Below are 24,559 nucleotides of genomic sequence, written 5' to 3'. Positions count from 1 at the left end.
GCACTTCCTCGGGGAATGGGACCGCGACCGCAATTTCGCTATTGACGCTAACATAGTGAAAAAAGCAGGATGGCGCCGTGGCAAGGAAGCGACATGGATAGCGACTGGCGCACTTACCCGTTCCGGTTGGTTCCGGGCGATCCCCAGCTGGACTTCCCCGCCGCCGAAGGCGAACACGCCGATCAGGAGTCGGACACCTGGTTCATCGCCGGGCAGCTCGATGCCGCCGAAAGCGGCCGCTCGTTTGCCTTCCTGACCATCTTCAACAAGAACCGGCCGGGTGGAACGGTCGTCGCGGATTTCTACACGATGGCGCTGTTCGACCTGGACACCGGTGACTACGGCACCTACACGGACTACGACATGCCGCCGGCGAACATGGAGCCGGGGGCCCAGCGCAAGCTGAGCATGGCGCCGGGTTACCTCGACCTGAGCTACCACAGCGGCGCGGGAACCGCGTCGTGGGGCGCCTGCCGCAACGGCGACGGGGAACTGCTGCCGTTCACGTACCGCGTCAGCCTGGTGGGCGAGGACCACGCCGGCCGGCCGATGCGCCTCGACCTTGCCGTAACCCCAACGCGCGCACCGACACCGGTGGGTGCGTCGACCTACAACGGGAAGATCGTGTGCTTCGGCCAAAGCGACACGTACTCGTACTTCCAGACCGGAATGGCGATGACGGGAACGCTGCGCTGGGGAGACGTCGTCGAGCAGGTCTCCGGCAGCGGCGGGCACGTCGACCGGCAGTGGTTCCCGAAGTACGCCGGCGGCGGGGGGAGCGGGGGAGACCCCCGGGCGAGGTCACACGAGTGGCGGACCATCAACTTCGACAATGGCGTGGACCTGAGCATCTGGCGGCAGTTCGACCGCACGAACGGCAATGCGCTGCAACCGTTTACCGGTGTCACGACCAGCTACCCCGACCCGGCCGCGCCGCCCGACTGCGCGGAGGACGTCGAGATCACGATCCACAGCTACGTCCGGTGGCCGAACGTGGTGCGTCCGCTGGTGCGGCCCGTCGCGTCGGCTCGGTACATGCCGGACCGCCACCGGATCCGCTGCGCCACACTGCAACTCGACATTGTCGGGGAGCCGCTGGTGGCGGCTCCGGCGCACGGCCTGCCGATCGAGTACATGGAAGGTCCCTACCGTTACCACGGGACGCTGTGGGGCAAACCGGTGACCGGGTTCGCCTTCAACGAGCGCTCGCTAGCGCTGTATCGCGATTGGGAGTTGGTCGAGGTGCTGGCGACGACCGTCGCGAACGTGGAACCGACCGCCCCGGAGCTGCAGGCGATCGTCGACCGGGTGGTTCCACTGGTCGCCGCCGGCCGTCGCGGCGAGGCGGTCGAACTGCTGAGTGGCGCGGCTCTCGTCGAAAATGACCTGCTGGCAACGATTCTCGAAGATCTGATCGCCGTCTTGTCCGAGCAGAACTGAGGGATTCCACGTCGAGCCTGTAAATTCGCAGGCGTTCACTCGCGCTTTCGCTGCAAATTTACAGGCTGGTCGCGAGCGCTTGTGCCCAAGTGATGTGGCGGTGCTGCAGCCCCGGTTCGTTGCGGCCGAACACCAGGTGATCCCGGGCGCCCGACTCGAGGTTGGCCTGCAGGCCCTCGGCCAGCCGGTAGTCCTCGTCGCGGACCGTGGCGTGGGCGTATTCGAAGACGGCTCGAGCGCCGGCGGCGACGGACTCGTCGGACAGGTCCAGCGGTGTCGAGTTCTGGTGCACGGTGATCGACCGACCGGGCCGGTCGCCCGGATAGATGCGGAAGAGCTCGCCGTTGGCGATCGTCACGGACAGCACGATGTTCGGGAACAGCGCGTAGATCACGACCATGTTGTGGAACGGGTCCCATTGGTCTTCGGGAATATCGTCGAGGCCCAGGATCGTGTTCAGCGGGAAGATCAACCGGTGATGGGGGCCGTAGGAGTCGAACACCGTGCAGTTGCTGCGGGCGATGGTGGCAAAGGTTTGTCGGTGCACGGTGGCGAAATGGTAGTTCTCCGCGAAGGTGTCGGCCGCCAGCTTCCAGTTGATCGGAAAGTCGAGCACCTTCTCGCCCAACGGCGACCACCGGCCGATGCCCCAGGAATCGAGCTCTTCGGCCAGCGGCCCCAGATGCGCGGCGACGTCCAAGGTCGCGCCGGGATCCAAAGCGAGCCAAAGGAATCCGGCATATTCGGCGGCCGGCAGCTCCGTCAAACCATCGGACTTGACGGTCGCCGTCTCCGATGGGCGCCGACCCGCTGCGCCCGGCTTCGCCGCGCTTGCGATCGACGCCTCCGCTGACGGGCGCCGACCCGCTGCGCCCGGCTTCGCCGCGCTTGCGATCGACGCCTCCGGGAACCCCTCATGTCCCGGAAGCGCCACCAAGCGCCCCGTGTTGTCGTACGTCCACGCGTGGTAGGGACACGTGAACCGCTTCGCCATGCCGCACCCCGTTGCGACCTGCGATTGACGGTGCAGGCAGACGTTGTCGAACGCCTTGACCGCACCCGCCGACGTGCGCGTCAGCAGGATCGATCGACCCATCACCGTCTTGGTGCAGTACGCGCCCGGAGCCGGCAGCTCCGAGACGTAGCCGACCAACTGCGGGCTGGCCAGCAGCATGGCCCGATCCCGTTCGTGCCGCTCGACCGACGTGTAATCCCGTGCGTCCACCCGATGCTGCGACGGCGCGAGGTCGGTCGTCTTGTCACGCGCCAGCTTCAACGCACGCCGCGTCAGGTCGACGAGCTGGTCACGCTCCATATGCCCAGTACAGACCTTGTGACAGTTGTAAGGTCAAGCCGTGGCTGAGCAGTTGCTGATCGGCGACGTTGCGGCCCTGACCGGAATCGCAGCGGGCCGCATCCGCCACTACGAGAAAATTGGGTTGCTGCACGCCGAATACCTGAGCAACGGCTACCGCGTCTTCGACGTCGACCAGGTGCTCGAGCTGCTGCGCATCGACCTGATGAGAAGCCTCGGCGTCGGCATCAACGACATCCAGCGCTTGCTCGACGGGGGCCAGACCACCCTGGCCGAGCTGCTCGACGAGCACCGCACCCTGCTGGTGCGCGAGCGCGATCGGCTCGATCAGCTGATCGCGGCGATCGATGCCGCGACCGATACCGGCCCGTCCGGCCTCAACGAAGACATCCTGCGCAGGCTGGCGACGAGGCATCGTGACAGCATCGGCGTCATCGGCAGGCTCACCGCCCCGCTTTCCCCGTCCGTCACCGAGATGTACGCCCAGCTCTTTGACGGGTGGGAGCTGCCGGTTCCTGCTTTGTTCGGGCAGATGGCGTTGCCCCCGGCGGCCAGCACGCTGCTGGAGCAACTGGCCGAGACGCCGGGACATCAAGTGCTCTTCGACCGGCTGCGCAAACTCGCCAACGACGTGGTTGCGTTAGACGAAAGCGATTCCGCGGCAACAGAACTCGCGCGCACCTGGATCGACGCGCAAGTAGCCGATCCGTTGCCCGAAGACGTGGTCGGCGTGCTGCGGCGGGTGCAACCGTTGCTGGTGAACGACCCGGTGATGGTGCAGGGATTCCGGGCCTGGGCCGGATCCATAAGCCCGGCGGCCGCCCATTTCCTTGATGAGATCTCGCGGCAGACCGCCCGCCGCGGCCTGGAGGCCATCATCGTCATCGTGCTGCCTGGCGATGCGCCGAAGTGATGCATATGTGATCTTTGATGCTCAAGTGGTTGATGTGACAAGTGATATTCCTGTCGTACCCTGTGGCATGTGTCGGTCTCGCGCCGTGACGTGCTCAAATTCGCGGCCGCGACCCCGGGCCTGGTCGGGCTGGGCGTCGCGGCGGCATCGTTGCGGGCCGCACCGGCCTCAGCGTCACTGGGCACCCTGCTGGATTACGCGGCGGGGGTGATCCCAGCGAGCCAGATCCGGGCCGCCGGAGCGGTCGGATCCATTCGCTACGTCTCCGACCGCCGGCCGGGCGGCAACTGGATGCTGGGCAAGCCGATCCAGGTGGGTGAAGCCCGTGACCTGAGCAGCAACGGGCTCAAGATCGTCTCGTGCTACCAGTACGGCAAGGGGTCCACCGCCGACTGGCTAGGCGGGGCGGCCGCGGGGCTGCAACACGCGCAGCGCGGGATGCAGTTGCACGCCGCCGCCGGCGGTCCGGCGAACGCCCCGATCTACGCGTCGATCGACGACGACCCGTCGTACGAGCAGTACAAGCAGCAGATAGTCCCGTATCTGCGTTCCTGGGAGTCGGTGATCGGGCACGACCGCACCGGCGTGTACGCCAATTCAAAAACCATCGACTGGGCGCTGCACGACGGCCTCGGCTCGTACTTCTGGCAGCACAACTGGGGCTCGCCGAAGGGCTTCGCCCATCCGGCCGCGAGCCTGCATCAGGTGGAGATCGACAAACGAAGCGTCGGCGGGGTGGGGGTCGACGTCAACGAAATCCTCAAACCGCAATTCGGTCAGTGGGCCTAGGGTCCCCGCGGTCCAACTTCCAGCAAACACTCGTTCGCTCATTTTCAGCCGTCACGGGTCGGGCCGACGGGACTGACGCGGCGTCAACGGCGGTTAAGCGAGCCGATTTTTTTAACATAACGATTACATAACAATCGTGCCTTGATCAGGGCAGTTATAGCTACTCGACCGTAACCACCTGCATGCAGCAGGTTTGTTCGCCGCGCCCGCGCGGCCGGTTCAACCCGGTGTTACCCACGACACGGTTACCCGTGCGTAGAACTCACCAGTAACCGATCAACATGCAAAAAGGGCACTGATCCTTATGACACTCTTAGTACAGCCGATGCCGTCCGCCGCCCCGCTCGACCATTGGGGTGGCCCGCGACAGCACACCGGCCAGCCGTCCTCCGGCTGTGATTCGACGGGGAATCGACGTTATGACAACAGGCCCCCACCGTCGGGAACGGCCGAACGAAACCGAGACGTAAAGACGCATACAGGGGAGAGATAGAAGGTGACGATCCACGAGCACGACCGGGTGTCCGCCGACCGCGACGGGAACAGCCCGCACAGCGCCCATGCTCTGGTCGACCGCCTGACGGCCGGCGAGCCGTACGCCATCGCCTTCGGCGGCCAAGGCAGCGCCTGGCTGGAGACCCTCGAAGAGCTGGTGTCGTCGGCGGGGATCGAGTCCGATCTGGCAACGCTGGTCGGCGAGGTGGAACTGCTGCTCGAGCCGGTGGCCAAAGAGCTGGTCGTAGTACGTCCGATCGGTTTCGAGCCGCTGCGGTGGGTGCGCGCGCTGGCCGCCGAGGACCCGGTCCCGTCGGACAAGCATCTGACGTCGGCCGCGGTGTCGATCCCCGGCGTGCTGCTCACTCAGATCGCGGCGGCGCGTGCGCTGGCCCGGCAGGGCATGGATTGGACCGCCACGCCGCCGGTGGCCGTCGTCGGGCATTCGCAGGGCGTGCTCGCCGTCGAGGCGTTCAACGCCGGGGGCGCCCGTGACATCGAGCTACTGGCGCTGGCCCAGCTGATCGGCGCGGCCGGGACGCTGGTCGCCCGCCGCCGCGGGATCTCCGTGCTGGGGGACCGCCCGCCGATGGTCTCGGTGACCAACGCCGACCCCGAACGCATTCGCCGGCTGCTCGACGAGTTCGCCCAGGATGTGCGGACCGTGCTGCCCCCGGTCCTGTCCATCCGCAACGGCCGCCGCTCGGTCGTCATCACCGGCACCCCCGAGCAGCTCTCGCGCTTCGAACTGTATTGCCAGCAGATCTCCGATAAGGAAGAGGCCGACCGCAAGAACAAGGTCCGCGGCGGCGACGTCTTCGCGCCGGTCTTCGACCCGGTCCGGGTCGAGGTGGGCTTCCACACGCCGCGGCTGGCCGACGGCATCGACATTGTCGGGAGCTGGGCCGAGAAGGTCGGCCTAGACGTCGCGCTGGCCCGGAAACTGACCGAGGCCATCCTGGTGAGCGGCGTCGACTGGGTGGATGAGATCACGAGCGTTCACCAAGCCGGCGCCCGCTGGATTCTCGACCTCGGGCCCGGGGACATCCTGACCCGGCTGACCGCACCGGTGATCCGCGGCCTCGGCGTCGGCATCGTGCCCGCGGCGACCCGCGGCGGCCAGCGCAACCTCTTCACCGTCGGGGCGACCCCCGAGGTCGCCCGGGCCTGGTCGACCTACGCCCCCGGCGTGGTCCGCCTTCCCGACGGCCGGGTCAAGCTCTCGACGAAGTTCACCCGGCTGACCGGACGTTCGCCGATCCTGCTCGCCGGCATGACCCCGACCACCGTCGACGCCAAGATCGTCGCGGCTGCGGCCAACGCCGGGCACTGGGCCGAGCTGGCCGGCGGCGGGCAGGTCACCGAAGAAATCTTCGCCGACCGCATCGAGGAGCTCTCCGGACTGCTCGAGCCCGGCCGCACCTACCAGTTCAACGCCCTGTTCCTCGATCCCTACCTGTGGAAGCTGCAGGTCGGCGGCAAGCGGCTGGTGCAGAAGGCCCGCCAGTCCGGCGCGGCGATCGACGGCCTGGTGATCAGCGCCGGCATCCCGGACCTCGAGGAAGCCGTCGAATTGATCGACGAGCTCAACGACGTCGGCATCAGCCACGTGGTGTTCAAGCCGGGCACGGTCGAGCAGATCCGCTCGGTCATCCGCATCGCGACCGAGGTGCCCACCAAGCCGGTGATCATGCACATCGAGGGCGGCCGCGCCGGCGGGCACCACTCCTGGGAGGACCTGGACGACCTGCTGCTGGCGACCTATTCGGAACTGCGGTCGCGCCCCAACATCACCGTCTGCGTCGGCGGCGGCATCGGCACCCCGGAGCGGGCGGCCGAATACCTGTCCGGGCGCTGGGCCGAGGCCTACGGCTTCCCGTTGATGCCGATCGACGGCATCCTGGTCGGCACCGCGGCGATGGCCACGCTCGAGTCCACCACCTCGCCGTCGGTCAAGCGGATGCTGGTGGAAACCACCGGCACCGACCAGTGGATCAGCGCCGGAAAAGCCCAGGGCGGCATGGCTTCCAGCCGTAGCCAGCTCGGCGCCGACATCCACGAGATCGACAACAGCGCCTCGCGGTGCGGCCGGCTGCTCGACGAGGTCGCCGGTGACGCCGACGCGGTCGCCGAGCGCCGCGACGAGATCATCGCGGCGATGGCCAACACCGCCAAGCCGTATTTCGGCGACGTGGGGGAGATGACCTACCTGCAGTGGTTGCGGCGCTACGTCGAACTGGCCATCGGCGACGGCGATTCGACCGCCGACACCGCGTCCCCCGGCAGCCCCTGGCTGGCCGACACCTGGCGCGATCGTTTCCAGCAGATGCTGCAGCGCGCCGAAGCGCGTTTGCACCCAAAGGATTTCGGGCCGATCGAGACGGCCTTCGCCGACAGCGAGCTGCTGGAGAACCCCGAGGCGGCGATCGAGCTGCTGCTCACCCGCTACCCGGACGCCGAAACCGTGCAGCTGCACCCGGCCGATGTGCCGTTCTTCGTCACGCTGTGCAAGACCCTGGGCAAGCCGGTCAACTTCGTGCCGGTCATCGACAAGGACGTGCGGCGCTGGTGGCGCAGCGACTCGCTGTGGCAGGCCCATGACGCCCGTTACGACGCCGACCAGGTGTGCATCATCCCGGGCACCGCGGCGGTGGCCGGCATCACCCGGATGGACGAGCCCGTCGGCGAGCTCCTGGACCGCTTCGAGCAAGCTGCCATAGATGAAACACTGGCCGCGGGTGCGGAGCCCCGGCCGGTCACGTCGCGCCGGCGCGGCCGCGCGGACGTGACGGGACCGCTGGCCGTCGTGCTCGACGCGCCCGACGTGCAGTGGGCCGGCCGCACCACGACCAACCCTGTTCATCGGATCGCCGACCCGAACGACTGGCTGGTGCATGATGGACCGGAAAGCCAGCGTGCCACCCACTCCTCCACCGGGGCGCGGCTCGAGGTCAACGGCGACGGCGTCGTGCTGAGCGTGCCCGTGTCGGGCGCGTGGGTCGACATCCCATTCCGGTTGCCCCCCAACACCGTTGACGGCGGCGCCCCGGTGGTGTCCACCGAGGATGCCACCGCCGCCATGCGCGCGGTCCTGGCGATCGCCGCGGGCGTCGACGGGCCGGACCTCCTTCCCCCGGTCACCAACGGGACGGCCACCCTGACGGTGGACTGGGATCCCGAGCGGGTTGCCGATCACACCGGCGTCACGGCCGTCTTCGGGGAGCCGCTGGCGCCGAGCCTCACCACCGTGCCCGACGCGCTCGTCGGCCCCTGCTGGCCCGCCGTTTTCGCGGCCATCGGCTCGGCGGTCACCGATTCCGGTGTCCCGGTGGTCGAGGGCCTGCTGAGCCTGGTGCATCTGGACCACGCCGCCCACGTGGTCGGCACGCTCCCCACGGTACGGGCCCAATTGACCGTCACCGCAACGGCTTCGGGCGCCCTCGACACGGACATGGGCCGGGTGGTCCCGGTCTCGGTGTCTATTTCGGACGCCGACGGTGCGGTAATCGCCACGCTCGCGGAGCGTTTCGCGATCCTCGGGCGCACCGGCGCGGCCGAGCTCACCGATCCGGTCCGGGCCGGCGGGGCGGTGTCGGAGAATGCGACCGACACGCCGCGTCGTCGCCGTCGCGACGTCACGCTGACGGCGCCGGTGGACATGCGCCCGTTCGCGGTGGTGTCCGGTGACCACAACCCGATTCACACCGATCGGGCGGCCGCGCTGCTGGCCGGGCTGGAATCGCCGATCGTGCACGGCATGTGGCTGTCGGCTGCGGCGCAGCACGCGGCGACCGCGACCGACGGCAAGGCCCGCCCGCCCGCTCGCCTGGTCGGCTGGACGGCGCGTTTCCTCGGCATGGTGCGCCCCGGTGACGAGGTCGATTTCCGGGTGGATCGCGTCGGAATCGACCGGGGCGCCGAGGTTTTGGAGGTGGCCGCTCGGGTCGGTTCGGACCTGGTGATGTCGGCCACCGCGCGGCTGGGCTCCCCGAGGACCGTCTACGCGTTCCCCGGGCAGGGCATCCAGCACAAGGGCATGGGCATGGAGGTCCGGGCCCGGTCCAAGGCGGCGCGCAAGGTGTGGGACGCCGCCGACAAGTTCACCCGCGACACGCTGGGCTTCTCGGTGCTGCATGTGGTGCGCGACAACCCGACCAGCATCATCGCCAGCGGCGTGCACTACAACCACCCTGAGGGCGTGCTGTACCTGACGCAGTTCACCCAGGTCGCGATGGCGACCGTGGCCGCCGCGCAGGTCGCCGAGATGCGGGAGCAGGGTGCCTTCGTCGAAGGCGCCATCGCGTGCGGCCACTCCGTCGGTGAATACACCGCACTGGCCTGCGTGACCGGCATCTATGAGCTGGAAGCCTTGCTGGAGATGGTGTTTCACCGCGGGTCGAAGATGCACGACATCGTGCCCCGCGACGAGCTGGGTCGCTCCAACTACCGGTTGGCGGCGATCCGGCCCTCGCAGATCGACCTGCCCGACGAGGAGGTTCCGGCGTTCGTCGCCGGGATCGCCGAGAGCACGGGTGAATTCCTTGAGATCGTGAACTTCAATCTGCGTGGCTCGCAGTACGCGATCGCCGGCACCGTGCGCGGCCTGGAGGCGCTGGAGGCCGAGGTCGAGCGTCGGCGCGAGCTCACCGGCGGCCGGCGCTCGTTCATCCTGGTGCCCGGTATCGACGTGCCGTTCCACTCGCGGGTGTTGCGGGTCGGCGTGGCCGACTTCCGGCGCGCGCTGGAGCGGGTCATGCCGCGTGACAAGGATCCCGACATCATCATCGGCCGCTACATCCCGAACCTGGTGCCGCGACCGTTCACCCTCGATCGCGACTTTGTCCAGGAGATCAGGGATTTGGTCCCCGCCGAGCCGCTCGACGAGATCCTCGCCGACTACGACACCTGGCGTCGTGAGCGGCCGGCCGAGCTGGCCCGCAAGGTGTTGATCGAGCTGCTGGCCTGGCAGTTCGCCAGCCCGGTGCGCTGGATCGAGACCCAGGACCTGCTGTTCACCGAGGAGGCCGCGGGCGGTCTCGGCGTGGAGCGGTTCGTCGAGATCGGTGTCAAGTCGGCGCCGACCGTCGCCGGCCTCGCGACCAACACCCTCCAGTTGCCCGAATACGCGCACAGCACCGTCGAAGTGCTCAACGCCGAGCGTGACGCCGCCGTGCTGTTCGCCACCGACACCGACCCGGAGCCGGAGCCCGAGGACGAGGTCGACGCTTCCGCCGCAGCCACCGCGGACGCGGCGGCACCGGAAACCGCTGCGGCCGCACCGGTTTCCGCGCCGGCCGCGCCGTCGGGGGCAGCCCGGCCGGACGACATCACGTTCGACGCCGCCGACGCCACCCTGGCGCTCATCGCGCTGTCGGCCAAGATGCGCATCGACCAGATCGAACAACTGGACTCCATCGAGTCCATCACCGACGGCGCGTCGTCGCGGCGCAACCAGCTGCTGGTGGACCTGGGTTCGGAGCTGAACCTGGGGGCCATCGACGGCGCCGCCGAAGCCGATCTGGCCGGTCTGCGCGCGCAGGTGACCAAGCTGGCGCGCACCTACAAGCCGTACGGCCCGGTGCTTTCCGACGCGATCAACGACCAACTGCGCACGGTGCTGGGGCCGTCGGGCAAGCGGCCGGCCGCGATCGCCGAGCGGGTCAAGAAGACCTGGGAGCTGGGCGAGGGTTGGGCCAAGCACGTCACGGTGGAAGTGGCGCTGGGCACCCGCGAGGGCACCAGCGTTCGTGGCGGCGCGATGGGCCACCTGCACGAGGGTGCGCTGGCCGATGCCGCCTCCGTCGACAAGGTCATCGACGCGGCCGTCACGTCGGTCGCTGCGCGGCACGGCATTTCGGTGGCGCTGCCCTCGGCGGGCGGTGGTGGCGGCGCGACCATCGACGCGGCCGCGCTCTCCGAATTCACCGACCAGATCACCGGTCGCGACGGCGTGCTGGCCTCGGCGGCCCGCCTGGTGCTGGGCCAGCTGGGCCTCGACAATCCGGTGAGCGTGTCGCCGGCGGCCACCGATGCCGAGCTCATCGACTTGGTCACCGCCGAATTGGGCGCGGACTGGCCACGTTTGGTGGCTCCGGTGTTCGACGCCAAGAAGGCCGTCGTATTCGACGACCGCTGGGCCAGCGCCCGCGAGGACCTGGTCAAGCTCTGGCTGACCGACGAGGGCGACATCGACGCCGACTGGCTGCGGCTGTCCGAGCGGTTCGAGGGCGCGGGCCACGTCGTCGCCACCCAGGCCACCTGGTGGCAGGGCAAGTCGCTGGCCGCCGGCCGCCAGATCCACGCGTCGCTGTACGGCCGCATCGCCGCCGGCGCCGAGAACCCGCTGCCGGGTCCGTCCAGCAGCGAGGTCGCGGTGGTGACGGGCGCTTCCAAGGGCTCGATCGCGGCCTCGGTGGTCGCGCGGCTGCTCGACGGTGGCGCCACCGTCATCGCGACCACGTCCAAGCTCGATGACGAGCGGCTGGCGTTCTACCGCGGGCTCTACCGCGACCACGCCCGCTACGGTGCCGCCCTATGGGTGGTGGCGGCCAACATGGCGTCCTACTCTGACATCGACGCCCTGGTCGAGTGGGTCGGCACCGAGCAAACCGAAAGCCTTGGGCCGCAATCCATTCACATCAAGGATGCGCAAACCCCGACGCTGCTGTTCCCGTTCGCGGCCCCGCGTGTCGCCGGCGACCTGTCCGAGGCCGGTTCGCGCTCCGAGATGGAGATGAAGGTCCTGCTGTGGGCCGTGCAGCGGTTAATCGGCGGCCTGTCGAAGATCGGCGCCGAGCGTGACATCGCGTCGCGCCTGCACGTGGTCCTGCCAGGCTCGCCCAACCGCGGCATGTTCGGCGGCGACGGCGCCTACGGCGAGGCCAAGGCGGCGCTGGACGCACTGGTGAGCCGCTGGCACGCGGAGTCGTCGTGGGCGGCCCGAGTCAGCTTGGCGCACGCGCTGATTGGCTGGACTCGCGGCACCGGGCTGATGGGCCACAACGACGCGATCGTCAGCGCGGTCGAGGAGGCCGGCGTCACCACCTATTCCACCGACGAGATGGCCGCGATGCTGCTCGGCCTGTGCGATGTGGAGTCCAAGGTGGCCGCGGCCAGCAAGCCGATCGAGGCGGATCTGACCGGCGGCCTCGCCGACGCCAACCTCGACATGGCCGAACTCGCCGCCAAGGCGCGCGAGGAGATGTCGACCGAGTCCGCCAGCGAGGACGACGATGACGCGGCCGCGGGCACCATTCGCGCGCTGCCGTCCCCGCCGCGCGGCTACCGCCCCGCGCCCCCGCCGGAGTGGGCAGACCTGGACGTCGACCCGGCCGACCTGGTGGTGATCGTCGGCGGCGCCGAGCTCGGACCGTACGGTTCGTCGCGGACCCGGTTCGAGATGGAGGTCGACAACGAGCTGTCGGCGGCCGGTGTGCTGGAGCTGGCGTGGACCACCGGGCTGATCCGCTGGGAAGACGACCCCCAACCCGGTTGGTACGACACCGAATCCGGTGATCTGGTCGATGAGTCCGAGCTGGTGGAGCGCTACCACGACACCGTGGTGGAACGCTGTGGGATTCGCGAGTTCGTCGACGACGGCGCGATCGACCCCGATCACGCGTCCCCGCTGCTGGTGTCGGTGTTCCTGGATAAGGACTTCGCGTTCGTGGTGTCCTCGGAGGCCGACGCGCGCGCGTTCGTCGAGTTCGACCCGGAGCACACGATCATCCGGCCGGTGCCCGACTCGAGTGACTGGCAGGTGATCCGCAAGGCGGGCACCGAGATCCGGGTGCCGCGCAAGACCAAGCTGTCCCGCGTCGTCGGTGGTCAGGTGCCGACCGGGTTTGACCCGACGGTGTGGGGCATCAGCCCCGACATGGCGAGTTCCATTGACCGGCTTGCCGTGTGGAACATCGTGGCGACCGTCGACGCGTTCCTGTCGGCCGGCTTCAGCCCGGCCGAGGTGATGCGCTACGTGCACCCGAGCATGGTGGCCAACACCATGGGTACCGGCATGGGTGGTGGCACGTCGATGCAGACGATGTACCACGGGAACCTGTTGGGCCGTAACAAGCCGAACGACATCTTCCAAGAGGTGCTGCCGAATATCGTTGCCGCACATGTGGTTCAGTCCTACATCGGAAGCTACGGCGCGATGATCCACCCCGTCGCAGCCTGCGCGACCGCCGCCGTGTCGATGGAGGAGGGCCTCGACAAGATCCGGCTGGGCAAGGCCGAGATGGTGGTGGCCGGTGGCATCGACGACCTGACGCTCGAGGGCATCATCGGCTTCGGCGACATGGCCGCCACCGCGGACACCGGCATGATGCGTGGCCGGGGAATCCACGACTCGAAGTTCTCCCGGCCCAACGACCGGCGCCGGCTGGGCTTCGTCGAGGCACAGGGTGGCGGCACGATTCTGCTGGCGCGCGGTGACCTGGCCCTGAAGATGGGCCTGCCGGTGCTCGCGGTGGTCGCCTTCGCGCAGTCGTTCGGCGACGGCGTGCACACCTCGATCCCGGCCCCGGGCCTGGGCGCGCTGGGCGCCGGCCGCGGCGGCAAGGACTCGCCGCTGGCGCGCGCGCTGAACAAGCTGGGCGTCGGCGCCGACGACATCGCCGTGATCTCCAAGCACGACACGTCGACGCTGGCCAACGATCCCAACGAGACCGAGCTGCACGAGCGGCTGGCCGACTCGCTGGGCCGCTCGCCGGGCGCCCCGTTGTTCGTGGTGTCGCAGAAGAGCCTCACCGGTCACGCCAAGGGCGGTGCCGCGGTCTTCCAGACGATGGGCCTGTGCCAGATGCTGCGCGACGGTGTCATCCCGCCCAACCGCAGCCTGGACTGCGTCGACGACGAACTGGCGGGCTCCTCACACTTCGTGTGGGTGCGCGAGACGCTGCGGCTGGGTGAGAAATTCCCGCTCAAGGCGGGAATGTTGACCAGCCTCGGGTTCGGCCACGTGTCCGGGCTCGTCGCGCTGGTGCACCCGCAGGCGTTCATCGCGGCGCTGGACCCGGATCAGCGCGCCGACTATCAGCGGCGTGCGGACGCGCGCTTGCTGGCCGGTCAGCGCCGACTCGTGTCGGCCATCGCCGGCGGCCCGCCGATGTACCAGCGGCCCCCGGACCGTCGCTTCGACCATGACGCGCCGGAGAAGCGGCAGGAGGCGGCGATGCTGCTGAATCCGGCCGCCCGCCTGGGCGATGACGAGGCCTACGTCGGGTGACTTCGGTTATCGGTTAACCTGGCCAGCCATGGGCATTGTCGGTGTGGGGATCGATCTCGTCTCCATCCCTGATTTCGCCGAGCAAGTCGACCAACCGGGCACGGCATTCTCCGAAACGTTCACGCCGGGCGAGCGGCGCGACGCCTCGGACAAGAGTTCGTCGGCGGCGCGTCACCTGGCGGCCCGCTGGGCGGCGAAGGAAGCGGTGATCAAGGCGTGGTCGGTGTCGCGGTTCGCGCAGCGGCCCGTCTTGCCCGAGGACATCCACCGCGACATCGAGGTGGTCACCGACATGTGGGGCCGCCCCCGCGTGCGGCTGACCGGCGACATCGCCAAGCATCTGGCCGATGTGACGATCCACGTGTCGTTGACCCACGAAGGGGACACCGCCGCGGCGGTCGCCATCCTGGAGGCCCCTTGAGCGCGAGCCCTCATCGGCGAGCGTGCGTGTTTGTCCACGACACGCCGGCGTTTGACGGCATTCTGCGCACCCTCACGGGATAAAGGGGAGGCATGAGCGATCTTGTCGAGCGGGTCCGCGAGGTGTTGCCGTCGGTGCGCCGCGACCTCGAGGACCTGGTGCGGATCGAATCGGTGTGGGCCGACCCCGCCCGCCGCGACGAGGTGCACCGCAGCGCGCGGGCCGTGGCGGATCTGTTATCGCAGGCCGGTTTTGGCGACGTGCGCATTGTCAGCGAGGGCGGGGCGCCGGCCGTCATCGCCCGGCATCCGGCGCCGCCCGGAGCGCCCACCGTGTTGCTGTACGCCCACCACGACGTGCAGCCCGAAGGGGACCACAGCCAGTGGGCGTCGCCGCCCTTCGAGCCGACCGAACGCGACGGGCGGCTGTACGGCCGTGGCAGCGCCGACGACAAGGCCGGCGTCGCAACACATTTGGCGGCGTTCCGGGCCCATGGCGGCCAGCCGCCGGTCGGCGTGACGGTCTTCGTCGAGGGCGAGGAGGAATCCGGCTCCCCGTCGCTGGGTCGATTGCTCGCCGCGCACCGCGACGCGCTAGCCGCCGACGTGATCGTGATCGCGGACTCGGACAACTGGAGCACGGACACACCCGCGCTGACGGTTTCGTTGCGCGGGCTGGTCGACTGCGTGGTCGAGGTCGCCACGCTCGACCACGGGCTGCACTCGGGCCTGTGGGGCGGTGTGGTTCCGGACGCGCTGAGTGCCCTGGTGCGGCTGCTGGCCAGCCTGCACGACGACGACGGCAACGTCGCCGTGACCGGCCTGCACGAAACCGACATCAGCTCGCTGAATTACCCCGACTATCCGCCCGAGCGGGTCCGCGCCGATTCGGGTGTGCTGGACGGGGTGTCGGAGATCGGCTCGGGGTCGGTGCCCCAGCGGCTCTGGGCGAAACCGGCGATCACGGTGATCGGCATCGACACGACACCCGTTGCGGCAGCGTCGAATACGCTCATCCCGCGGGCCCGGGCCAAGGTCAGCATGCGGATAGCTCCCGGCGGCGACGCCGAGGCGCACCTGGACGCATTGACCGCGCATCTGCAGCGGCACGCCCCGTGGGGGGCGCGGGTCAGCGTCACGCGCGGCGATAAGGGCGAGCCCTACGCCATCGACGCCAGCGGCCCCGTTTACGACGCGGCGCGAGCGGCCTTCCGGCAGGCCTGGGGCGCAGAGCCGATCGATATGGGCATGGGCGGCTCGATCCCGTTCATCGCCGAGTTCGCCGCCGCGTTCCCGAAGGCGAAGATCCTCGTCACCGGCGTCGAAGACCCGGCGACCCAGGCGCACAGCGTCAACGAGAGCGTGCACCTGGGCGTGCTGGAGCGTGCGGCGATCGCCGAGGCGCTGCTGCTGGCCAACCTGGGCTAGGTGTTAGCGGTTGCGCTGGGAGACGATGTTGTTGTTTCCCGTCCTGTTGATCGTCGGCGCGCCGCCCCGGTAGGTCACCAGGTTGTCGTCGCCGATGATGCCGATGGTGTCGGCGCTGTCGACGGTGACTTTGTTTGCGCTACCTCGGATGTCGAGCCGCAGGCAGTGGCCGGTGACGGTGTAGGTGTTGTTGCCCCCGTCCAGCTCGAGGGTTCCGTTGTTGCAGTCGATCGTGCCCGTCGTACCGGCGTTGATCATGATGAGGTGTCCGTGCACGGTGTCCTTGCTGTAGTGAGTCGCTACGTAACACCCGATCGCGATCAGGGCCGCGACCCCACAGATCAGGAGAAATCTTTTTCGGGGATTCCTCGCCAGCTCGGGCACGCTAGGAAGCCGCCGCCGCAAGGTCTCCCCGGGTACCGCCCCACTTCCCGAGTCGGTCGTGAAGGGCTGGGGCGGCGTCGCGGGTGTCTGGCCGACGCCGCGCTCCAGGTCGCGTATGTACTGCTCGGGGTCTTCTCGGTCCCTCATCGTCGGCTCCTTACGCGTCTCCATCTAGGAACGCGCCATAAGTCTGCCCCATGACGCTTGCGAGATCCTTGCGCGCGACCGGACCGGGCGTTGCGTCCACGAGTTGCTGAAACGCGCGAGCGCGCGCAAAGTACCCGTGAGCGGGGGGGCGAGAAAGGAGCACTGATGAAGTCCTTGTTTGCCCTAGCCCTCGCGCTATCGGTCGGGGCGTCGCTGACGATGGCGCCGGCCGCGGCCGGCGCACCGGGCGATGCGGTGGTGTACACCGTGACGTCGGATGCCCCGTTGGCGGCAGTGTCGTATTACGACGCAACAGGTGTCCTGCAGATTCTGAACAATCAGCCTGTCCCGTGGTCGGTCTCGTTCACCAGCAAGGACACCAGCCCATCGGCGGTGCTGAGCGTTGCCGCGAATCCGACAGGTCAGAAGACGACGTGCACGATCACCGTCAACGGCACGGTGAAGGATACTCAGTCCAAGACCGGGTCCGGCGAAGCCAACCTGGTGCAGTGCAGCGTCGTCTAATCAGGGTTCGGTCAAATTTGCTGCTGCCTAGCCAAGCTGCTGGATGATCTTCGGGATATTCGTCGCCGTGTGCGCCGCCTTGACGTTGTACTGGGCGACGGCGATCTTGCCCTTTTCGTCCACCACGAAGGTTGACCGGATCACCCCGGTGACGGTCTTGCCGTACATCTGCTTCTCGCCGTAGGCGCCCCACGCCGTCAGCACCTTGCGGTCGGGATCGGACAGCAGCGGGAACGTCAGCTTCTCGGCGTCGCGAAACTTCGCCAGCTTCTCGGGCTTGTCCGGCGAGATGCCCACGACGTCCAGGCCGGCGTCGTTGAGCTCGCTCAGGTTGTCGCGAAAGGCGCACGCCTGTTTGGTGCATCCGGGCGTCGAGGCGGCCGGATAGAAGTAGACGATCACTCGTCGTCCCTTGTAGTCGGCGAGCGACACCTTGTTGCCGTCGGCGTCGGGCAGGCTGAAGGCGGGCGCCTTGTCGCCCGGGGCGAGCCGTGTCGTCTCGGTCAAGGTGGGTCCTTTCTCTTCACCGGCGCGATGGGGTTATCGCCGGCTGATCTAGGGTAGTGCGGGCAGGTGTATCACCTGAAGACTGGGACTTGGAGGACAGACACGTGGCGGACCGGGACCCCGAGGCCATCAAGCGGGACATCGACCTCGCCCGCGACCAGCTGGCGGCCACCGTCGACTCACTCGCCGAGCGCGCCAACCCCCGCCGTCTCGCCGATGATCTCAAGGCCCGCGCGGTCGAATTCGTGAAGAAGCCCGTGGTGATCGCCTCGCTCGTGGGGATCTCGTCGGTCGTCGTGATCGTCGTGGTCCGCAGAGTCAGGGACCGCTGACCATCGCAAAAGTGGCGAGTCCGGTATTTGGGGAGCCGTTGTTATCGCGCCGCTTTGGCGGCTTCGCGACGAGCCTTCTCTTTCGCGCGGGTCGAGCAGCAATGTCCCATATCGCAATGGAACCGGTCGGCGCATTCATGCGAACAATAAATTGAGGCGGCCGGAAGCCAGTCCGGATCGGACAGGTCACGCCGTCGATCGTTCGGATCGAACGTATGGCCGCAATGTACGCAGGTCTTGACCTTGACCTTGGTAGCCATGTCGATCAGCGTACGCGCTATTGCCTTAAACCTGTGCTGGTTTCAACCCGTGACAACAATCGACATCTCGTAACGAGTTTGCGCCGGCGAATCGATTATTTCCGGACACTGATTTTCGACACGACCGCGCGGCCATCCCGAGGAGAACGACGGCTGGAGGACGACACCATAAAATCAGTGCCTCAGTGAAATCGCTTGTAGCGCAAGTTGTTCCACGTCTCCGGATCGAACAATCGTCCTCGACGGCCGTTCGGCTGGCAACACGGTCGTGCGTTTCCCTGTTGAGCGCCGCGTATTGCTGTCCGCGCGCGAGTAGCCCGCCTGCCGTTGGGGCGTCGCCCAGGAAACTGGCCAGGTGGAGTACGACGAGCCGTGCGGCTCCGAGGCGACCGCGCACCACGCAGGAATTAACTCGACCGTCATGGCGTTGGCTAGCGATTGCGCGGGCGCCGAGATGCGTAGACGGTGCGCCCGTGGCACATTCCTAGTCGGAGGGGACGGTGTTGAGGCTACTCAAGCGGGCATGGGTTGTGCTGGTCGTCGTCGTGGCAGTGGTCATCGGCGGCGTTGCGGTGCAGCGCCTCAGCGGTGTCTTCCCGGGACCCGGACTGCCCAAGCCGGACCCGCGCGACGCGACCCCGCCTTACGCGGCGAAGACCGCCATCTACGAAATCCTGGGACCACCAGGGACAACCGGCGTCGTCAACTGGATGGATGCCGACGCGCAACCGCAGAAGGCCAACTTCACCACGTTGCCGTGGTCGCAGACGATCGTTGCGGAAATGCCCGGCATCTTCGCGTACGTCGTCGCCCAGGGCGATGGCCCCTCGATCGGCTGCCGGATCACCGTCGATGGCAAATTGGTCGATCAGCAACAAGTCAACACGCGTGATGCGCAGGTCTCCTGCTTGGACAAATCCGCGTGACCGATAACTCGAGCGACACGGACGAGATACCCGTCGCGCAGCGTGCCGAAGTCGAGCACAAGCCGCGTCTGGCCCGCGCCATCCGCGTTCTGGCGTTGCCGATCGTGGTGATCTGGCTGTTGATCGCGGTGGGCGTCAACGTCTTCGTCCCGCAGTTGGAGAAAGTTGCCGAGGATGTCTCGGTGCCGCTCTCGCCATCCGACGCGCCCTCGGTGACCGGGATGAAGCACATCGGGGAGAAGTTCAAGGAGTACGACTCGGACAACCTCGTCCTGGTGACCCTCGTCGGTGACCAGCCGCTCGGCCAGGACGCCCACCGTTATTACGACGATCTGGTCAAGAAGCTGAAGCAGGACACCAAGCACGTCGAGCATGCGCTCGACTTCTGGGGGCAGCGATTCACGGCCTCGGGTGTGGAGAGCTACGACCACAAGTCCGCCTACGTTCAGGTCAACCTGCGCGGTGACCAGGGCGGCGCTGTCGGCGACAAGTCGGTCGACGCGGTTCGCAAGATCGTCGCGGACTCGAAACCCCCTGCGGGGGTGAAGGCCTACGTCGCGGGTCAGGGGGCCCTGACCGACGACACGATCGTCGTGGGTAACGCGAGCCTGTTCAAGATGACGATCATCACCGTCATCATCATCGCGATCATGCTGATGTTCGTCTATCGGTCCATCGGCACCGTGCTGTTGACGATGGTGATTCTGTTCGTCGGACTGGCCACCGGCCGAGGCGTGGTGGCGCTGCTGGGCGACACCGGCATCATGGGGCTTTCGACGTTTGCCGTCAACTTGCTGACGGCACTGGCCATCGCGGCCGGCACCGACTACGCGATCTTCATGGTGGGCCGTTACCAGGAGGGTCGCGAGCGGGGACTCGACCGCGAAGCCGCCTACTACGACACCTTCGCCGGCGTCACGAAGGTGGTGCTGGGCTCGGGTTTGACGATCGTCGGCGCGCTGGCCTGTTTGCATTTCACTCGACTGCCCTACTTCAATTCGCTGGCATACCCGTGCGCAATCGGTCTGTTGGTCGTTGTGGCCGCCGGGGTGACCCTGACGCCGGCGCTGATCGCAGTCGCAAGCGGCTTCGGCCTTTTCGACCCGAAGCGCAAATTCAACTACACCCGGTGGCGCCGCCTGGCGACGGCCATTGTGCGGTGGCCGGCGCCCATCCTCGCGACGTCCGTCATCCTGGCGATCGTCGGCGCCATCGGGCTGATGGGCTTCAACCCGCGCTACAACGACCTCTACTACCTACCCAAGAGCGCTTCCTCAGTTCAGGCATACGACGCGGCCGATCGTCACTTCACGCAGGCCCGGCTGAATCCGGACCTGCTGATGGTCGAATCGGACCACGATCTGCGCAATCCCACCGACATGCTGGTCCTGGACAAGATTGCCGGAGCCATCTTCCGGGTGCCCGGCATCGAACGGGTGCAGAGCATCACCAGACCGCTGGGCCCGCCGATCCAGGATGGGTCGGTCCCGTTCCAGCTCAGCGTGCAAACCGCGCCGATCCGCAGCAACCTGAACTACCTCAAGGACCGCGTCGCCGACATCAAGAAGATCACCGGTTTCCTCGACACTCAGATCGCCCTGTTGGAGCGCCAATACGCGGTCACCCAGAAGCTCGCGGCCGCCGCGGAGGACAGCTCGAAAACCACGGGGGAGACAGCGGCGATCACGGACGAGATCCGGGACCACATCGCTGATTTCGACGACTTCTGGAGACCGATTCGCAGTTACTTCTACTGGGAGAAGCACTGCTACGACATCCCGATCTGCTGGTCACTGCGATCGCTGTTCGACGCGCTGGACGGATTCGATCAGCTGGCCGAAAAGTTCCACGCCCTCACCAGCGATCTCTCCGACACCGCAAAGGCGACGCGCGAGCTGCTGGCGATCATCCCGGAGAATATTGCTGTCAGTAAGGCGATCCGCGACACGACACTGACCATCTACAGCACCTTCGACAACCTCGTCGATCAATTCGATCGGCTGACCGATACGAACGCCGTAATGGGCAAGTCCTTCAACGACTCTCAGATCGAGAGCCTGTTCTACCTGCCGCCCGAGATCTTCAAGAACCCCGACTTCCAGCTGGGGTTGAGCTTGATGATCTCGCCGGACGGCAAGGCTGCCCGCTTCATCATCACCCACGCCGTGGATCCGGCGACGACGAAGGGAATCGCGTCGGTCGAGCAGGAGCGCCAGGCGGCCAAGGAGGCGATCAAACTCACCTCGCTGCAGAACGCCGATATCTACCTCGGCGGTACGGCGGCGACGTTCAACGACATTGCCCATGGCGCCAAGTTCGACCTGATGATCGCCGGGGTGGCCTCAATTGTGCTGATCTTCATCATCATGGTGATCGTCACCCGTGCTCTCGTCGCTGCCGGCGTCATCGTCGGCACGATCGTGTTGTCGCTGGGGGCCGCCTTCGGATTCTCGACGCTCATCTGGCAGCACCTCCTCAATTTCGAGTTGCACTGGGTGGCAACCGAATTCGCGTTGATCGTGCTCTTGGCGGTGGGATCGGACTACAACCTGATGCTCGTGTCGCGAATCGAGGAAGAGATCGGAGCAGGCCTGAAAACGGGTCTCATCCGCGGCATGGGTCTCACCGGCCCGGTGGTGACCGCAGCCGGTCTGGTGTTCGCCGTCACCATGGCCACGATGATCACCAGCGATCTCCGGGCGATAGGCCAGTTCGGCACCACGATCGGGCTCGGCCTGATGTTCGACACCTTCGTCGTGCGATCGCTCATCACGCCGTCGATCATGACGGTGATGGGACGCTGGTTCTGGTGGCCGAAACGGGTGCGGGTTCGCCCGGCCAGCCAGATGCTGCGGTCCGTCGGGCCGCGCCCGCTCGTTCGCGCGCTGTTGTACCAGCCGCGGCACGCGGATGTGGACAGTAGCGCCCGGGACAGCGCGCCGGTTGCAGGTTGAGGCGTCGCCCAGACGCGTCCGGTCAAAGTGCGCCGTCAGGGTTTCGAACCCCGGACCCGCTGATTAAGAGTCAGCTGCTCTACCAACTGAGCTAACGGCGCCGTGTACGGCCGAGACCGCGTAGGCGACAATAACAGGCGTCCTGCCGCCAAGCGAAATCCCGACGTCCTCCCAGGATAGCGGTTGAGTCGCGAGCGGGTGGTCTCTGCCCGGTGGCGTAGGAAAGGTCTTGTTCGCCAAGAACTATCAAAATAGCGTCCCGCAGTAGGGCGCCCGCTCGGTGCTGAATGCGGCGTCCAGGTCGCGGATGGCACCCGGACGCAGTTCGGTGAGGCGGTCCGCTCGCGCCAGTTCGGAGGCGCGATGCGCCCCCATGTAGATGGTCGACAATTCGGCCAGGCCGATTTCGACATCCGCCGGCCCCTCGTGCGGCGTGCATTTGCCGGCGCCGTCACGGGTCTGGAGCTGGAATCGTCCGCCGCCGAGGTTGAGCGGGTCTGTGACTTCCAGCACGAGGTCGGTGTCGGCGGAGTACTCGCGTGCGCCAAGCACTTCGGGCACGTCGTTGATCCGCACCCACAGAAAATCGCTCATCCCCGTGGTCTGGGCGGTGCGCTGGTCGCGCAGTTTGAGCCGAAGCGGATCATCGACCGGCACGTCGATCTCGATGTTGTCGAACATCTCCAAGACCAACAGCGTCTTCAGCAGCTCGGTGTGAGCTTCGTCCGTAATGGGGCAGAAGTCCTCGACGAGCACGGAGCCGAACGGCGGCCGAAAGGCATGTTTGCCCGCACCGACGACGCGGTACGCCAGGAAGCCGTCGGGGTGAACGGTGAAGTTCAGCGCTGAGCCGTTGCCCCGCTGGGTGGGCCTGTCCTCCAAAAAGTCGGCCCACCATGCGTCGTCGCGCTCCACCGCACCATTCGTGACGGCGCACCACCGTTCGTAGATTTCGGGCAACAGTTCCTTCGCCTCCGCGGCGTTGACCTCGCGCGCCCGGTTGCCGTTCGGCGCGTCTCGAAGCTTCGCGAAGCGGCGGTCGATGGAGTAGCAGTGGGCATAGCTCGCCACGCCGGCGCCAAAACCGTCGTACATCGCCGTCTGGGTGGGAACTCCGCAGACGATCGGGTAACCGCGCTCGAGAAGCTTTCCCAGCCCCTGCGCGCTGAGCTGCGCCCAAATTCCCGTTCCCTGGTGCGTCGACGCGACCGCGATCATGGTCAGCCACGCGGCGCGCAGGCTGCCGCCACCCGGCACGGTGAGCCGGGCGCGATAGATGATCGATGTCCCCACCACCGTCGGGTGCTCGGGATCCGAGACATCCTCGGCTACCAGGATGTCTTCGAGTTCGACGCGGCGTTTCCAGGCTTCCACGGCGCGCGGGTCCACCGGATCCCCGAAAGTGCGAGCCTGGTTCTCATAGACCGCCTGCCAGTCATTTTCGGTCGGATGCCTAATTATGATCGCGTCGTCGGTCGTGTTCATCGGTGGTCCAATCCGCTTCTAGCCCAGCCGAATCGGCGCTCCAGACGCCGAATCCCTATACCGGGGGCCCGCTCTCGTTCGATACCCGGGTGTCGGACCGTCAAACGTCAATTGACGCAAGCAACCCACCGCGCGGTGGGTCGGACGGCCCTGGTCTGGGTATAGCCATACCCCATGCTGCAAGGAATCACGCGGCTCGCCATTGCCGCGCCGCGTCGCATCATCGCGGCTACCCTCTTGATCCTGATAGGCGCCGCCATCTTCGGAATACCGGTGGTCAACCGCCTGTCGGGCGGCGGCTTCCAGGACCCGACGTCGGAATCCGCTCGGGCGACCGCGCTGCTCAGGGACCGATTCAACCAAACCGATCAGCAGATGCTGATCGCCGTGACCGACCCCTCGGGCGCCCAAAGCGGCCCGGCGCGCCAGGTCGCCACCGACATCGTCGACCACCTGGAACGGTCGCCGTGGGTGCTGAATGTGTCCTCGGCCTGGACCTCACCGCCGCAGGTCGCTTCCCAGCTGGTCAGCAAGGACAAGTCGTCCGGGCTGATCGTGGCCGGGCTGAAAGGCGGCGAGAACGACGCGCAGGATTACGCCAGCATCCTCGCCCGCGAACTGGTGCACGACCGCGACGGCGTCACGGTGCGCGCCGGCGGCATGGCGGTGGCGTATGCGCAGATCAATGACCAGAACGCGCGCGACCTGGTGTTGATGGAGTCCATCGCGATCCCGCTGAGCTTCGCGGTGTTGGTCTGGGTGCTGGGCGGCGTGGTGGCCGCGGCGCTGCCGATCGGCGTGGGCGGGCTGGTCATCGTCTGCACGATGTCGGTGTTGCGGCTGATGATCAGCAGGTTGTAGTCGATCGCCAGCGCGAGACCCATCGCGATGCTCAGGTCCAGGGCGTACGTCGACACGTCGGTCGCGAAGCTGATCAGCCGCAACACCGACATCGTGCAGACGATGACCAGCCCGCCCACGCCGATCGGCAGCGCCGCGGCCACCACGCC

The 24,559-nt window shown here is 67.2% G+C and carries 13 protein-coding genes, 1 tRNA gene and 5 pseudogenes; 11 read left to right on the top strand and 8 right to left on the bottom strand.

All coding sequences use genetic code 11. From position 1 onward, the window contains the following. Window positions 1-93: 93 nt before the first annotated feature. Window positions 94-1,440: a secreted hydrolase gene (locus tag A5712_RS24210; RefSeq protein WP_068111055.1), complete on the top strand. Its 1,347-nt coding sequence runs from the start codon at window positions 94-96 to the stop codon at window positions 1,438-1,440. Window positions 1,441-1,498: 58 nt separating this feature from the next. Here the strand turns inward: A5712_RS24210 and A5712_RS32760 are convergent. Together A5712_RS32760 and A5712_RS32755 are read right to left on the bottom strand one after the other, a co-directional pair. Beyond that, window positions 1,499-2,227, bottom strand: a pseudogene (locus A5712_RS32760) (SRPBCC family protein); the annotation flags it as partial. A 114-nt stretch (window positions 2,228-2,341) separates the two neighbouring features. Further along, a pseudogene (locus tag A5712_RS32755) lies at window positions 2,342-2,755 on the bottom strand (aromatic ring-hydroxylating dioxygenase subunit alpha); the annotation flags it as partial. Window positions 2,756-2,795: 40 nt separating this feature from the next. Between A5712_RS32755 and A5712_RS24200 the strand changes: the two are divergent. The 5 genes and pseudogenes from A5712_RS24200 to A5712_RS24180 all read left to right on the top strand — a co-directional run bounded on the left by A5712_RS24200 (window position 2,796) and on the right by A5712_RS24180 (window position 16,029). After that, window positions 2,796-3,668 (top strand): MerR family transcriptional regulator, encoded by an 873-nt coding sequence (locus A5712_RS24200; RefSeq protein WP_068111010.1) that lies wholly within the window; start codon window positions 2,796-2,798, stop codon window positions 3,666-3,668. A 69-nt stretch (window positions 3,669-3,737) separates the two neighbouring features. Continuing rightward, window positions 3,738-4,457 carry a DUF1906 domain-containing protein gene (locus A5712_RS24195; RefSeq protein ID WP_068111007.1) on the top strand — a complete coding sequence of 240 codons (720 nt, stop codon included), beginning with the start codon at window positions 3,738-3,740 and terminating at the stop codon, window positions 4,455-4,457. 496 nt (window positions 4,458-4,953) lie between these two features. Further along, window positions 4,954-14,181 (top strand): type I polyketide synthase, encoded by a 9,228-nt coding sequence (locus A5712_RS24190; protein WP_068111005.1) that lies wholly within the window; start codon window positions 4,954-4,956, stop codon window positions 14,179-14,181. 28 nt (window positions 14,182-14,209) lie between these two features. Beyond that, the gene (locus A5712_RS24185) at window positions 14,210-14,602 is read left to right on the top strand and encodes a holo-ACP synthase (protein WP_068111001.1); all 393 of its coding nucleotides are present in this window, start codon (window positions 14,210-14,212) and stop codon (window positions 14,600-14,602) included. 30 nt (window positions 14,603-14,632) lie between these two features. Beyond that, window positions 14,633-16,029, top strand: a pseudogene (locus tag A5712_RS24180) (dipeptidase). A gap of 3 nt (window positions 16,030-16,032) precedes the next feature. On the opposite strand, the gene A5712_RS24175 reads toward A5712_RS24180, so the two are convergent. After that, complete coding sequence (locus A5712_RS24175; protein ID WP_197519485.1) at window positions 16,033-16,560, bottom strand: DUF3060 domain-containing protein; 528 nt, start codon at window positions 16,558-16,560, stop codon at window positions 16,033-16,035. 165 nt (window positions 16,561-16,725) lie between these two features. Between A5712_RS24175 and A5712_RS24170 the strand changes: the two genes are divergently transcribed. Further along, entirely contained in the window at window positions 16,726-17,085 is a 360-nt protein-coding gene (locus A5712_RS24170) for an MmpS family transport accessory protein (RefSeq protein ID WP_082973637.1), read from the top strand. Window positions 17,086-17,112: 27 nt separating this feature from the next. Here A5712_RS24170 and bcp read toward each other — a convergent pair whose 3' ends face one another. Next, the gene (bcp, locus tag A5712_RS24165; protein ID WP_068110988.1) at window positions 17,113-17,592 is read right to left on the bottom strand and encodes a thioredoxin-dependent thiol peroxidase; all 480 of its coding nucleotides are present in this window, start codon (window positions 17,590-17,592) and stop codon (window positions 17,113-17,115) included. Window positions 17,593-17,696: 104 nt separating this feature from the next. Here bcp and A5712_RS24160 point away from each other — a divergent pair, with 104 nt between their 5' ends. Further along, window positions 17,697-17,924, top strand: a complete 228-nt coding sequence (locus tag A5712_RS24160) for a DUF3618 domain-containing protein (protein WP_068110985.1) — start codon at window positions 17,697-17,699, stop codon at window positions 17,922-17,924. Between the two features lie 41 nt (window positions 17,925-17,965). Here the strand turns inward: A5712_RS24160 and A5712_RS30480 are convergent, their stop codons facing one another. Beyond that, window positions 17,966-18,184 carry a ferric uptake regulation protein gene (locus tag A5712_RS30480; RefSeq protein WP_082973636.1) on the bottom strand — a complete coding sequence of 73 codons (219 nt, stop codon included), beginning with the start codon at window positions 18,182-18,184 and terminating at the stop codon, window positions 17,966-17,968. A 503-nt stretch (window positions 18,185-18,687) separates the two neighbouring features. Here A5712_RS30480 and A5712_RS24155 point away from each other — a divergent pair. Beyond that, window positions 18,688-19,110, top strand: coding sequence for an MmpS family transport accessory protein (locus tag A5712_RS24155; protein WP_197519484.1), 423 nt, complete (start codon window positions 18,688-18,690; stop codon window positions 19,108-19,110). Continuing rightward, window positions 19,107-22,064, top strand: coding sequence for an RND family transporter (locus tag A5712_RS24150; RefSeq protein ID WP_068110978.1), 2,958 nt, complete (start codon window positions 19,107-19,109; stop codon window positions 22,062-22,064). The genes A5712_RS24155 and A5712_RS24150 overlap by 4 nt, the downstream gene beginning before the upstream one ends. Before the next feature lie 28 nt (window positions 22,065-22,092). Here A5712_RS24150 and A5712_RS24145 read toward each other — a convergent pair. Together A5712_RS24145 and A5712_RS24140 are read right to left on the bottom strand one after the other, a co-directional pair. Beyond that, window positions 22,093-22,165 (bottom strand) — tRNA-Lys (locus tag A5712_RS24145). A 145-nt stretch (window positions 22,166-22,310) separates the two neighbouring features. Then, entirely contained in the window at window positions 22,311-23,549 is a 1,239-nt protein-coding gene (locus A5712_RS24140; protein WP_068110974.1) for a GNAT family N-acetyltransferase, read from the bottom strand. Between the two features lie 174 nt (window positions 23,550-23,723). On the opposite strand from A5712_RS24140, the pseudogene A5712_RS24135 reads away from it, so the two are divergent. Beyond that, window positions 23,724-24,395 (top strand): annotated as a pseudogene (locus tag A5712_RS24135) (MMPL family transporter); the annotation flags it as partial. A gap of 29 nt (window positions 24,396-24,424) precedes the next feature. On the opposite strand, the pseudogene A5712_RS32750 reads toward A5712_RS24135, so the two are convergent. Continuing rightward, window positions 24,425-24,502: pseudogene (locus A5712_RS32750) on the bottom strand (hypothetical protein); the annotation flags it as partial. Between the last annotated feature and the right edge of the window lie 57 nt (window positions 24,503-24,559).

Origin of the sequence: Mycobacterium sp. E2327 (genome assembly GCF_001672675.1) — a bacterium.
In the GTDB taxonomy this organism is placed as follows: domain Bacteria; phylum Actinomycetota; class Actinomycetes; order Mycobacteriales; family Mycobacteriaceae; genus Mycobacterium.
This window is presented reverse-complemented; position numbering and strand designations above follow the sequence as displayed.